Here is a 12,771-nt window from a genome sequence, read left to right as displayed (position 1 = left end):
GGGCAGGCGGTCCTCCTGCCCCCGCCCTGCATGACACACACCAACCGGACCCCTCTGGAGACATCGTTATGTTCAAGAAAAAGGCTGCTTTCGCTGTTCGCGCCGCTGCCGCACTCGCGCTCGGTTTCGCGCTGCAGGGCGCGCATGCCGCCGACAAGCAACTGAAGTCGATCGGCATCACCGTGGGCTCGCTTGGCAATCCTTACTTCGTCACGATCGTGCAGGGTGCCGAAGCCAAGGCCAGGCAGCTCAATCCGAATGCGAAAGTCACCGCCGTGTCCGCCGACTATGACCTGAACAAGCAGTTCACGCAGATCGACAACTTCATCTCGGCGCACGTCGACATGATCCTGCTGAACGCCTCCGATCCGAAGGCGATCGAGCCGGCCGTGAAGAAGGCGCGCGCCGCGGGCATCGTGGTGGTGGCCGTGGACGTGGCTGCCGCGGGCGCCGACGCCACCGTGCAGACCGACAACGTGAAGGCCGGCCAGATCTCGTGTGAATATCTGGCGAAGAAGATCAACGGCAAGGGCAACGTGATCATCGAGAACGGCCCGCAGGTCTCGGCCGTGATCGACCGCGTGAACGGCTGCAAGCAGGTGCTCGCGAAGTCGCCGGGCATCAAGATCCTCTCCGACGACCAGGACGGCAAGGGCTCGCGCGAAGGCGGCATGAACACCATGCAGGGCTATCTCACGCGCTTCCCGCAAGTGGCCGGCGTGTTCACCATCAACGATCCGCAGGCCGTGGGCAGCGATCTGGCCGCCAAGCAGCTCAATCGCAGCAACATCGTGATCACCTCGGTGGACGGCGCGCCCGATATCGAAACGGCGCTCAAGACCAGCACGCTGGTGCAGGCCTCGGCAAGCCAGGATCCGTGGAAGATGGCGCAGACGGCCGTGCAGGTGGGCTACGACATCATGAACGGCAAGAAGCCCGCCAATCCGCTGATCCAGATGACGCCGCAGCTCATCACGCGCGATAACATCGGCAGCTACAAGGGCTGGTCGTCGCCGCATTGAGTGGCTTTATTCGGCGTTGCCCCTGTCATGATTCAGGGGCAAGCTCGATTGTCATGTGAAGTACTACTTAACTTGTCAGCCAATGTCCCCACTGCCTTCGGAGCGCCCATGACGACCGATCACCATCCGCGACTCGCCCGGTATTTCCCCACCGTCGACGAAATTCCATCAGAACATCGGCTTGCCGCTCCCGTTCATCAGCGCGGTTTCCTGATTGGCGGGCAGATCCTGACATGGGATGGCCCCTGTAAAACTGTACGCTCGCCGGTTTGCATACGCGATGCGGCGACCCGCGATGTCAGCCAGGTCGAGATCGGTAGTTACCCGTTGATGGGCGAGGCACAGAGCGACGCCGCCCTGGATGCCGCTGTCGCCGCGTACGACAATGGCCGGGGTCAATGGCCGACGATGACGGTCGCCGGCCGCATCGCCTGCATGCAGGCGTTCGTGAAAGGCATGGTCGAGCGCCGCCAGCAGATCGTCAACCTGCTCATGTGGGAGATCGGCAAGAGCCTCATCGACTCGCGCAAGGAGTTCGATCGCACCATCGAATACATCCAGGCCACGATCGAGACGCTGAAGGGCGTGGAAAATGACCATTCGCGATTCATGGTCGTCGAGGGAACCATTGGCCAGGTTCGGCGCACGCCGCTAGGTGTCGTTCTGTGCATGGGGCCGTACAACTATCCGCTCAACGAGACGTTCTGCACCCTGATCCCCGCGTTGCTCATGGGCAATACCGTGGTTCTCAAGCCGCCGCAATACGGCACGCTGCTGTTCGAGCCGCTGCTCGAAGTCTTTCGCGACGCGTTTCCGCCCGGTGTGGTCAACACCATCTACGCACCGGGCCAGTTGGTGGTGCCGCGCATGCTGGCCTCGGGCAAGATCAACGTGCTGGCATTGATTGGCTCGAGCCGCGTGGCGGACCATTTGAAGAAGCAGCACCCCAAGTCGCACCGTTTGCGCGCAGTGCTGGGCCTCGACGCGAAAAACGCGGCCATCGTGCTGCCCGACGCCGACCTCGATCTCGCCGTCAAGGAATGTCTGCTCGGCGCCCTGTCGTTCAACGGACAGCGCTGCACAGCCCTCAAAATGCTGATCGTGCACAGCAGCGTCGTCGATGCGTTTCTCGAGCGCTTCACCGCCGAACTCGCGCGGCTCAAGATGGGCATGCCCTGGGAAGCCGGCGTGCATATCACGCCCTTGCCGGGGCCGCACCGCACGGCCTACATGACGGAGGCGATCGAAGACGCCGTGGCAAAAGGCGCGCGCGTCGTCAACGAGGGCGGCGGTGAATTCTGCAGCACGCTGTTCGACCCCGCTGTCGTCTACCCCGTGCGCGAAGGCATGAAGCTGTACCGGGAGGAACAGTTCGGTCCTGTGGTGCCGGTGATGAGCTTCGACTCGGTGGACCAGGCCCTCGACTACGTGATCACCTCGGATCACGGTCAGCAGGTGAGCATTTTCGGCACCGACACCGCGCAGATCGGTGCGCTGGTGGATCCGCTCGTCAACCAGGTCTGCCGCGTGAATATCAACTGCCAGTGCCAGCGCGGGCCGGACGTGTTCCCGTTCGCCGGGCGCAAGGATTCGGCCGAAGGCACGCTTTCGGTCAGCGACGCGCTGCGTGCGTTCTCAATCCGCTCGATGATCGCGGCCAAACTGACCGAGTCGAACAAGACACTCCTCAACACCATTGTTCGTGAGCATCAATCGAAGTTCATCAACACCGACTTCATCTTTTAAGCGGAGCGAACATGACGCGTCGAAAACGTAATGCCAAGATCGTCGCCACACTGGGACCATCGAGTTCCGACCTGAGCACCGTGCGCGCCCTGTTCGATGCCGGCGCCGACGTGTTCCGGCTCAACTTCAGCCATGGCACGCATGCGCAACATCAGGAGCGCATGGAGATCATCCGCCGTGTCGAGCGCGATACGGGGCGGCCCATCGCTGTGCTGCTCGATCTGCAGGGCCCGAAGCTGCGCATCGGCACGCTCGCCGATGGTCCGGTCACGCTTCAAGCCGGAGCGGCGTTTCGCGTCGATCTGGACCCCACCCCGGGCGACGCCACGCGTGCGCCGCTGCTCCATCCGGAAATCTTCGCGGCACTCGAAACCGGCACGGAACTGCTGGTCGACGACGGCAAGGTGCGCCTGAAGGTACTGCGCTTCGGACCGGACTTCGCCGACACGCAGGTCATCACCGGCGGCACGATATCGGATCGCAAGGGTGTGAACGTGCCCTCGGTGCTGCTGCCCATTCCGGCCATGACACCCAAGGATCGCGCCGACCTCGAGTTCGGCCTGACACTGGGCGTCGATTGGGTCGCGCTGTCGTTTGTGCAAAGAGCCGAGGACGTGCACGAGGTCAAGGCGATCGTCCAGGGGCGCGCAGCCGTGCTGGCCAAACTGGAGAAGCCGGCCGCGATCGACTCGCTCGACGCGATCGTCGATGCGGCGGATGCGATCATGGTCGCGCGCGGCGACCTGGGGGTCGAACTGCCGGCCGAACAAGTGCCGAGGATCCAGAAGCAGATCGTCAGAGCCTGCCGGGCCGCCGGCAAGCCGGTCGTCGTTGCGACCCAGATGCTCGAATCGATGATCGCCGCGCCGGTTCCGACTCGGGCTGAAGCCTCGGACGTGGCCAACGCCGTGTACGACGGCGCGGACGCCGTGATGCTGTCGGCCGAGTCCGCCTCCGGCAAATACCCGCGCGAGGCGGTGGCGATGATGGACCGCATCATCGCCGAGGTGGAATCCGATCCGGACTATCGCAGCGCGATCGACGCATCTCACACCGCGCCGCAGGCCGCTGTCGCTGACGCGATCTGCCTGGCCCTCCAGCAGACCGCGAAGCTGCTGCCGGTGGCGGCGATAGCCACCTACACGCGATCGGGTTACACCAGCCTGCGCGCAGCCCGGGAGCGGCCGGCGGTGCCGGTGCTGAGCATCACTCCGGAACTCGCCACCGCGCGCCGTATGGCGCTCGTCTGGGGCGTGCATCCCGTGAACGCCGACGAAAGCATCAGCGACGTGCCTGACATGGTGGACAAAGCCTGCGCGATCGCTCGACGCGAAGCCTTCGCACAGGCGGGCAGTTTCGTCGTCATCGCCTCCGGGATGCCTTTTGGTGTGGTCGGCACGACCAACTTCCTCCATATAGCCAAGGTCTGAGCGCCATGCCCGGGATGTCAATGCAATCCATGCATCGACATCCCGGGCAAATTCGCGCCACGCGACGAACCGGGCCGCGAGGTGTTGGCGATAAAGGCAAGCGAGAAGCCAATGTCGTTTCAGTGCGAAGTGCTGCCCGGCTTGCGGCGCGCAGTTACCTTGATTCGTCGTGCTGCACGATCGCGCACACCGCCGATGCCGTCGCCACGAGCTTGTCGTCCTGCCACAGCTCGCCGGACACGTTGCACACGCCGCGCCCCCGGCGAACGAGCGTCGAGCGTCCAAGCAGCTTGCCCACCTTGGCCGGCCGCAAGAACGACGTATTCAGACTCAGGGTGGCGCACTGCTCACCCTCACTGAGGGTCGACACAACGAGCAACGCAGTCACGTCGTCAAGCATCGCGGACAGAATGCCACCCTGTATGTGACCGGCCGGATTCAGGAACGCCGGCGCGCCGACATACTCGGACTCGAGCGCCCTATCGCTCAGCGAGGCAACCCTGCCGCCAAGCGCTTGCGTCACAGGTGGCGGCGCCCCCTCCGGGCCGAAGAGCCGTTCGTGAACCCGGTTGTGATCGATTTCCATTGATTGCCTCTCTCCATCTCGAAGCGCCTGTGCAGCCGCTGTCGCGCTTCATCGAATCCGGCTCTATGCGCCGCGGAACACGGGCTTGCGCTTTTCTTTCCACGCGAGCGCACCTTCGCGCAAGTCATGCGACGCATCCGACTGGGAAACGTCGCGCCGAAACTCGCTTTCGTCGAACGTACCGCTGGCGATGCGGTTCAGATGTTTCTTCATGCCGAGCAGCGCAAGCGGCGCCATGCCGGCCAGCTCGCCGCTCAGGCGCTCCACTTCCTGATGCAGCGCCTCCGGCGCCACGACCGTGTCGAGGAAGCCACACGCCAGCATCTGCGCCGCGTCGAACGTAGCGGCCGTGAGCAGCAGCTTCTTCGCCACATTCAACCCGAGCCGCGACACATATCGCTGCAAGCCGCCGCGATAGAACAGCAAGCCAAGCCGCGCGGCCGGCACGAACATCTGGGTCGTCTCCACGCCGATGCGAAAATCGCAGGCTAGCGCGAGATCAGTCGCGCCACCGTAGACGCCCCCGTTGATCGCCGCGATCGTCACCGGACGTGCACGCTCCAGCTCGTTTGCGAGTTCCTCGAAGCTCGCGCCCGCATTGCCGTCGGCCACGCTGCCGATGTTGAAGCCTGCGCAAAAGTGCCGCCCTTGCGCGCACAGTCGCAGCACGAGCACCTCGCGTCGCGCGTTGACGTCGCGAATGAAGCCCCCCAAGGTCTCCAGATCTTCCAGTTCGAGCCGGTTCGCCATATCCGAACGGCGTAGCGTGATGGTCGCGATCGCGCCGGCGACGTCGAGTGACGGCGCCAGGCCGGGCGAATGTGCGGCAGGTTTCGAGGTCATCGTCGGCTCAGTGAAAGTCGTAGATCTGCATGGTGGTCTCGCCCGCTTCGATGCGCTTGCAGATAGCAGCCTCGTCCGCTTCGCGCTTTACAGCCTTCTCCACCACGTCCGAGGCGCGCGCGCGCGGAATCGCAACCACGCCATCGCGGTCGCCGACGATCAGATCGCCCGCGCTGATCGTGACGTTGCCGATCATCACCGGTTCGTTGATCCAGCCGATCGCGCCATAGTCCTTGCCCGTGCCCCGGATCGACAGGCCCCGGGCGAACACCGGAAAGCCGATCTCCTCGAGCAGGTCGGCATCGCGCACGCCGCCGTCGATCACGAGGCCGGCCAGTCCACGCTCCCTGGCGGCCGTCGTCATGACCTCGCCCCAATAGCCGTGCTCGTAGACGCCATTGGTGTACACCACGAGCACGTCGCCCGGCTGCGCGAGCACGAGCGCACGATGCAGCCAGAGGTTGTCGCCGCCCGGCGAATGCACCGTGATGGCGGTGCCGCAAATCCTGAACCGGGGCGCGATGGGCTTGATGGACCATGGCAACGCGCCGATCTTGCCGCCCGCCTCGTGCAGCGTTGCCGCGGGCAGCCTGCGCGCGGCTTCGACGACGCTCGCCTCCACGCGCTCGAACGTCGTGCGTACCGTGGTGGCCGGATTGTGTTCTTTCATCGTCATTGCTCCCGCGTCTGCAACTGGTGGTACTTGAACTGCCTGCGCGCTTCATCCAGACGCATCCCGCCGCGGCACGCTTCGCGAATCGCTTCCTCGGCACGATGAATGGTTTCGGCCACGTCGAGCACCGCGTCTTCGTGCTCCTTCGGGATCGCGATGACACCGTCGGCATCGCCGCGCAGAATATCGCCGGGTTGCACGCGCGCGTCGCCGATATTGACGGGCACGTTCGTCGCCTCCACCTGCACGCGATCCTTGCCGGTGCGCATCCAGTGATCGCGGCTGAAGACCGGATAGCCAAGCTTCAGGCACAGCGCAACGTCGCGGCACACGCCGTTGATCACGGTGCCGGCGATGCCGCGGCGGTGCGCGATCTCTGTCATGATGTCGCCCCACACCGTGGCATCCTCACGGCCGTTGTTGTCGAGCACGATCATGCTGCCGACCGGCACGTCGTCGATGAAGTCGCCGACGGTGCCCGGCGGGTTCGCGGCCGGGCCGTACTTGATCGTGAACGCACGGCCCGCGGTGCGGAATACGGTACTTCTGGGCTTGATCTTGTAACACTGGCCGGCGATACCGAGCTTGTCGAGTGCGTCGGAGAGCGTCGCGGTATCGAGCTTCGCTGCACGCTCGACATTCTTGTCCTGGTTCGTCATGGTTCGGATTCCTGCGTGTTTGCTGAATATGTCTGGAGGCTAGCGCTTACTTGAGCATATGCTCGTAGCTGCCGCCCATCACCTGACCGACCGGCATGCCAGCCAGAATCGCCTTGGCCATTGCGGCTTCCTTGTTGACGATCATTTCGGCGGTCTCGAGCACGGCTTCGATGTCGGCGGCGCGAATGAAGATCACCGCGCTGTTGTCGGCCACCACGTAGTCGCCCGCGTTCACCGTCACATCGCCGATCTGCACCGGCACATTGGTGCCCTTCTCGACCACGCGCGCACGCGCGGTCCGGGCCGTGGTCGCGCGGCTGAACACCGGCAGCTCGTAGCCGATGGCCTCATCGATATCGCGCACCGGGCCGTCGGCCACCACGCCCGCCACGCCGCGCACCCTGGCGGCGAGCGACAGCAGGCCGCCCCAGCAACCCGCTTCCACGCCGCTCTTCTGCTCGACGACGATCACGCTCTCGGCATCGGCCTGCTCCACCGCGGTGCAGCCGAGGTGCACGGGCGGTCCCGGGGGCGCTTCGCCCGTGCCGAGCTTGACCGTGATCGCGCGGCCCGCGATGCGGCCCGAGCCGGCGCGTTGCGGCAGACCGCTCACCACGCCGTTCAGCTTGAGTTTGTCGAGTGCGTCCGACACGGCGCAGCAATCGAGCCGGCGCAGGCGCTGTATGTTTTGGTCAGCCATGATGTGTTGTGCTTTCCTGATAGAAACGTGAAGTGTCATGCATGCGTCCCGCCCCACGCGGAAGGGACTACCGCATTCAGTCGAGTGTGCGCCAGGCCGCGAACGCGAGGCCCGTGCCGGTCAGGGCCGCCGTGCGGTAGCCGGGCACATAGCGGACCCATTCGAGATCGAGCGACTTGAGCGCCTCGACGCCGATGATCCAGTTGCGGATTTCCGAGCTGCCGGCCTGCAGCTGCTTCGGATCGAGCCCGGCCAGCCAGTCGCTGTCCTTGCGGCGGATCGCGTCGATGATGCCGTTGTCGAGCTCCTCGTCCACCACGAAGTGCGAGAGGCCTCCCGACGCGAGCACGCCCACGCGCAGATCTTCCGGATAGGACTCGATGAGCTCGCGCAGCGCGCGGCCGAGCTGGATGCAACGGCGCGGCGTGGGCTGGTTCGGCGGATCAAAGGTGTTGACGATGACCGGAATCACCGGCAGGTCGATATCCTGCAGGTAGCGCCGATGAATGAACGAGAACGCGTGGCCCTCGTACTGGTCGCGCTCGAGACCGTCCATTGCCGCAATGTCGAAATCGCGGTTGCACAGTTCGCGGATCAGCCACCGGGCCATGTCGGCCTTGACCGGATAGTGCAGGTCGGCATCCGGCTCCTGGCGCATCGTGCGTGCCTTCGCGTACCAGCTTTCGTTCGGGCTCGACACGCGCTTTGCGTTGCGGATCGTCTCGCCATAGTAGATCGCGAAGGCCGGATTGTTGGTGGTGCGAAAGAGCTCCGCCTGGTCATCGCCGACCACGAGCAGCACGTCGAGCTTCGCCGCGCGGATACGCTCGCGCAATTCGTCCATGGCCGCTTCGGCCTGATCGTAACGCTCGCCCATCTTCCCGGCCGTCACCATCGCCTCGGCATCCGGCGGCGCGATCTTGAGCAGCGCTTCATAGGTCGTGGGGTTGCCGAGTCGATCGAAGTAATGCGGATTCTTCGGATCGACCTGCTTGAAACCGTGCTGCCAGTCCTCGCGCTGGCAAACCAGCATGATGCTGTGCGATGAACCGAATCCGGCGACCAGTCGTGCCATTTCGTCTCTCTCCCATGCCTTCCATTAAGGTGCGTCAGACCACGAAGGCCGAGCGCCACTGCTCAATCTGCTGTTTCGTGTAACCCAGTTCGTTCAGAATCGCCTGCGTATGCTCCCCTTGCTCAGGGGCCAGGCGCGGTGTCTCGGCGCGCGGGTATCGTGAAAGACGGAACGGCGTGCCAACGAACGAAACTTCGCCCCTGCCCGGCACGTTGGCGGGCCAGGCGATGCCAAGATGCTTGACCTGAGGATCGTCGAATACTTCGTTAACCTTGTAGATCGGGCCGCACGGCACGCCGACCTTGATCAGCAACTCGGTCCACTCGCGCGTGGTGCGCGTGAGGAACACCTCGCCCACCGCCTTGTTGACCGCATCGCGGTTTTCTACGCGCGCCGGGTCCGATTCGTAGCCGGGCTGGCCAATGAGGTGCTGCAGGCCGAGCGCCTCGCACAGGCGCGCAAACATCGAATTGCCGATTGCGGCCAGGTTCAGGTAGCCATCCTTCGTCGGGAACACGCCGGTCGGCACCGTGAGCGGATGCTCGTTGCCGACCTGCTCCGGCACCTTCCGGTCCACCAGCCATTGCGCGGCCTGGAAGTCGAGCATCGCGATCTGTGCCTCGAGCAGCGAGGTCTGCACCCATTGGCCTTCGCCCGACGCTTCGCGCTCCAGCAGCGCGACCAGGATCGCCTGGGCGCAGAAGTGCCCCGCGCACAGGTCGGCAAGCGGAATGCCAACGCGCATCGGGCCTTCGCCCGGCTTGCCGGTCAGGCTCATGAGGCCGCCCATGCCCTGCGCGATCGAGTCGAAACCCGGCCACTTCGCATACGGGCCATCCTGGCCGAAGCCCGAGATGCTCGCGTACACGATGCGCGGATTGACGGCGCGCAGCGCTTCATAGCCAATGCCGAGGCGCTCCTTGACGTCCGGGCGGAAGTTCTCGATAAACACGTCGGCACGCTTGACGAGCTCTTGCAGGATCGCGAGACCGGCTGGGTCCTTCATGTTCAGCGTCAGGCTTTCCTTGTTGCGATGCAGGTTCTCGTAGTCGGCGCGATTGTGGTCACGCCCGCCGATCATGTCGTCACCGCCTGGCGCCCCAGGCGGGATCTCCAGCTTGATCACGCGCGCGCCCATATCCGCGAACACGCGCATGGCCGCAGGGCCCGCGCGCACGCGCGAGGCATCGAGGATCGTGAAGCGCGACAGCGGCCCCTTCTTCGCATCGTGCCAGCCATGCTGTTGCTTGAAATCCGCGGACATGCTCAATCTCCTTCAAATCGGCGCGAACATCGGCACCGGATAAGCGCCCTCGCTGGGCTTGAACACCACCTTGACGCGCTGGCCGATCGACACTGCGGCCGGGTCGCAATCGACGAGGTTGGTCAACATCGTCACGCCCTCGTCGAGGCTCACGAAGGCCAGCGTGTAACGCGCCTCGTCCTTGCCCATCGTGCTGAACGAATAGACCGTGCCCAGGCCCTTCGTATCGAGCCATTCCGTATTCGCGCTCATACAGTGCGGGCAGATGTCGCGCGGGTAGTAGTGCGTCTCGCCGCAGTCCTCGCAGCGCTTCACGAGCAGACGCCCGTCTTTGGCCGCCTCCCAGAACGGCATTGCCTCGGGCAGCACGCGCGGCGCGGGAATGCGGCGCGGGCCGATTGTCTTCGTAGCCGGTTTGGCGTCCGGAGCGCTTGCACCAGCCATCGCTTGATTCGTGCTCATGGTTACTCCCGTTCCAGGATCAGCGTGCCCGCGGTATGACGCGACGCGAGCGCGCCGCCGATCCCATTCGCAAGCGCGATATCGCAGTTCTTCACCTGCACGGCGGGATGCGCCTCGCCGCGCAGCTGGCGCACGGCTTCGATCACCTTGGTGACGCCGCCGCGGTTGGCCGGATGGTTGTTGCACAATCCACCGCCATCGGTGTTGAACGGCAGCTTGCCAACGCCGGAGATCAGGTTGCCATCCATCACGAACCTGCCGCCCTCGCCCTTCTTGCAGAAGCCGAGATCTTCGAGCTGCATCAGCACCGTGATCGTGAAGCTGTCGTACAACGACGCATACCGGATGTCCTGGGGCGTGAGGTCAGCCTCGGCGAACGCAGCCGCACCCGACCATTCCGCCGCCGACCATGTGAGGTCGATCTTGCCGCCTGCCGCATGCTTGGGTGCTTCACCCGTACCACGCACCTTGACGAGCGGGCGCTTGAGCTGCTTCGCGATTTCCGGGCGCGCGACGATCAGCGCGCCGCCGCCATCGCTCATCACGCAGCAGTCGAGGCGGTGCAGCGGATCGGCGACCATCGGCGAATTGACGACATCCTCGACTGTCACGACATTGCGCAGCATCGCGTTCGGGTTGTGCTGCGCGTGGTGCGACGCCGCCACCTTGATCCACGCGAGCTGCTCGCTCGTGGTGCCGAACTCGTACATGTGCCGTTTCGCCACCATGCCGTACAGGTTCTGCGTGGCAGGGCCGAAGGGCAGCTCGAACTGCACTTCGGGCGCGTCGGGATCCGGAGCCTTCAGCGACAGCGCGGCGCCCGCGGCACGCGGACGGCCCGCGAGCGTGATCAGCGCCACGTTGCAGCGGCCGGCCTTGATCGCTTCAGCGGCGTGCGCGACGTGCAGGATCGGCGCGGACCCGCCGCACTCGGTCGAATCGACATGGCGCAGCTCGAGGCCCAGATATTCGGCGACCGTCGTGGTGCCGAGGCCCGGTGCGTCACCGGCGCAGAAGTAGCCGTCGATGTCGTCCTTCGTCAGGCCCGCATCCTCGAGCGCGCCCTTCGCGACGTCGGCGTGCAGACGCAGCACCGAAAGATCGTCGGCCTTGCGCGTCGGATGCTCGTAGGCACCGACGATATAGGCTGCTCCGTTCAAGCTCATTCAGCTTTCTCCTGTGCGAGACGCTGCGCCGTGAAGCGCTGCAGATGCCAGGTCGCGTCGCCGTAGGTCATGTTGATCGCGAACATGCGCTTCGCGTAGTGGCCGACGCGGCACTCTTCGGTCATGCCCATGCCGCCGTGCAGCTGGATGCCCCATTCGCCAGCCGTGCGGCACGCATCGCCGACGTACGCCTTCGCAGCCGACACGAAGCGGCGGCGGCGTTCGGGATCGTTCTCGTCCACGGCCATCGCGGCGGCGCAGGCCATCGACCTGCTCTGTTCGAGCGAGATCAGCATGTCGGCCACGCGGTGCTGCAGCGACTGGAATTTCGCGAGTGGCGCGCCGAACTGCGTACGAGTCATCAGGTGTTCGGCCGTGTGTTCGAGCAATGCCTCGAGCGCGCCGACCGATTCCGCCACCAGCGCAGCGTTCGCGCGGTCGAGTGCGGCGTCGATAAGGTCGTGGGCCGCGCCGGCGGCGCCGATCAGATCGGCCTTGCTCACGACCACGTTGTCGAATGTGACGTGAGCGGCTTCGCGCGCATCGATCGTCTCGAAGTTGCGCAGGCTGACGCCCGCGGCTTTCGCATCCACGAGGAAGAGCGACAGGCCTTGCCTGTCGCCTCGATGGCCCGAGGTACGCGCCGCCACCACGAAGGCATCGGCGATCGCGGCGTCGAACACGATGATCTTGGTGCCCGTGATTTTCCAGCCGTCACCGGTTTCGGCGGCAGGCACGGCCAGCCGCGTGATGTCGTAACGCGCGTCGGCTTCGCTGACGGCGAGCGCCAGCACCTTTTCGCCGGTTGCCGCGGCTTCGAGCCACCTCGCCTTCTGCTCCTCGCTGCCGGCCGAACCGATCAGCGCCGCGGCCGGCAGGCCGCTCGCGAGCCAGCCCGCACCGCCCAGCGCACGGCCGAGCTGCTGCGCGACCAGCATGGTTTCCACCGCGCCATAGCCGCCGCCGCCATGACCGGAATCGATCACGAGGCCGGTAATGCCCATCTCGGCAAGACCCTGGCGGCGCTTTGCGGCGAGTTCCTTGTCCTCGGCGTTGCCACGCTGGTGTGCGGGATATTCGCCTTCGCAGAAGCGGCGCACGGCATCCTGCAGCGTAACGTGATCTTCAGTCAGAGAAAAATCCAT

At 65.0% G+C, this 12,771-nt stretch carries 13 protein-coding genes and 1 pseudogene; 3 read left to right on the top strand and 11 right to left on the bottom strand.

Annotated features, from left to right (window positions below):
* The first annotated feature begins 68 nt into the window (after positions 1 to 68).
* The 3 genes from PWP93_RS21530 (at position 69) to pyk (ending at position 4,198) form a co-directional block, all read left to right on the top strand.
* Positions 69 to 1,022, top strand: coding sequence for an ABC transporter substrate-binding protein (locus PWP93_RS21530; protein WP_421026893.1), 954 nt, complete (start codon positions 69 to 71; stop codon positions 1,020 to 1,022).
* A gap of 108 nt (positions 1,023 to 1,130) precedes the next feature.
* Positions 1,131 to 2,768 carry an NADP-dependent glyceraldehyde-3-phosphate dehydrogenase gene (locus tag PWP93_RS21525; protein WP_421045871.1) on the top strand — a complete coding sequence of 546 codons (1,638 nt, stop codon included), beginning with the start codon at positions 1,131 to 1,133 and terminating at the stop codon, positions 2,766 to 2,768.
* 11 nt (positions 2,769 to 2,779) lie between these two features.
* On the top strand, positions 2,780 to 4,198 hold the full coding sequence (gene pyk, locus PWP93_RS21520; protein WP_421026891.1) for a pyruvate kinase: 1,419 nt from the start codon (positions 2,780 to 2,782) through the stop codon (positions 4,196 to 4,198).
* 48 nt (positions 4,199 to 4,246) lie between these two features.
* On the opposite strand, the pseudogene PWP93_RS21515 reads toward pyk, so the two are convergent.
* The 11 genes and pseudogenes from PWP93_RS21515 to PWP93_RS21465 form a co-directional block, all read right to left on the bottom strand.
* Positions 4,247 to 4,336: pseudogene (locus tag PWP93_RS21515) on the bottom strand (IS6 family transposase); the annotation flags it as partial.
* 16 nt (positions 4,337 to 4,352) lie between these two features.
* Positions 4,353 to 4,784, bottom strand: a complete 432-nt coding sequence (locus PWP93_RS21510) for a PaaI family thioesterase (RefSeq protein ID WP_421026890.1) — start codon at positions 4,782 to 4,784, stop codon at positions 4,353 to 4,355.
* A gap of 63 nt (positions 4,785 to 4,847) precedes the next feature.
* On the bottom strand, positions 4,848 to 5,627 hold the full coding sequence (locus PWP93_RS21505) for an enoyl-CoA hydratase/isomerase family protein (RefSeq protein WP_421045870.1): 780 nt from the start codon (positions 5,625 to 5,627) through the stop codon (positions 4,848 to 4,850).
* Between the two features lie 7 nt (positions 5,628 to 5,634).
* Positions 5,635 to 6,303, bottom strand: coding sequence for a 4-carboxy-4-hydroxy-2-oxoadipate aldolase/oxaloacetate decarboxylase (locus tag PWP93_RS21500; protein ID WP_421045869.1), 669 nt, complete (start codon positions 6,301 to 6,303; stop codon positions 5,635 to 5,637).
* A complete protein-coding gene (locus PWP93_RS21495; protein WP_421045868.1) occupies positions 6,300 to 6,959 on the bottom strand; it encodes an RraA family protein in 660 nt (219 codons plus the stop codon). The genes PWP93_RS21500 and PWP93_RS21495 overlap by 4 nt, the downstream gene beginning before the upstream one ends.
* A 46-nt stretch (positions 6,960 to 7,005) precedes the next feature.
* Positions 7,006 to 7,659, bottom strand: a complete 654-nt coding sequence (locus tag PWP93_RS21490; protein ID WP_421045867.1) for an RraA family protein — start codon at positions 7,657 to 7,659, stop codon at positions 7,006 to 7,008.
* A 76-nt stretch (positions 7,660 to 7,735) separates the two neighbouring features.
* Positions 7,736 to 8,734 (bottom strand): protocatechuate 3,4-dioxygenase, encoded by a 999-nt coding sequence (locus tag PWP93_RS21485; RefSeq protein ID WP_421045866.1) that lies wholly within the window; start codon positions 8,732 to 8,734, stop codon positions 7,736 to 7,738.
* Positions 8,735 to 8,768: 34 nt separating this feature from the next.
* Positions 8,769 to 9,998 carry a CaiB/BaiF CoA transferase family protein gene (locus PWP93_RS21480; RefSeq protein WP_421045865.1) on the bottom strand — a complete coding sequence of 410 codons (1,230 nt, stop codon included), beginning with the start codon at positions 9,996 to 9,998 and terminating at the stop codon, positions 8,769 to 8,771.
* 12 nt (positions 9,999 to 10,010) lie between these two features.
* Entirely contained in the window at positions 10,011 to 10,460 is a 450-nt protein-coding gene (locus PWP93_RS21475) for a Zn-ribbon domain-containing OB-fold protein (RefSeq protein WP_421045864.1), read from the bottom strand.
* Between the two features lie 2 nt (positions 10,461 to 10,462).
* The gene (locus PWP93_RS21470; RefSeq protein WP_421045863.1) at positions 10,463 to 11,626 is read right to left on the bottom strand and encodes a thiolase domain-containing protein; all 1,164 of its coding nucleotides are present in this window, start codon (positions 11,624 to 11,626) and stop codon (positions 10,463 to 10,465) included.
* Entirely contained in the window at positions 11,623 to 12,771 is a 1,149-nt protein-coding gene (locus PWP93_RS21465; RefSeq protein ID WP_421045862.1) for an acyl-CoA dehydrogenase family protein, read from the bottom strand. Before PWP93_RS21465 ends, PWP93_RS21470 begins: the two co-directional genes overlap by 4 nt.

This window comes from Paraburkholderia sp. A1RI-2L, assembly GCF_048957375.1.
Taxonomy (GTDB): domain Bacteria; phylum Pseudomonadota; class Gammaproteobacteria; order Burkholderiales; family Burkholderiaceae; genus Paraburkholderia.
The sequence above is the reverse complement of the archived record's forward strand: the minus strand, read 5'-3'. Positions and strand labels throughout refer to the sequence as shown.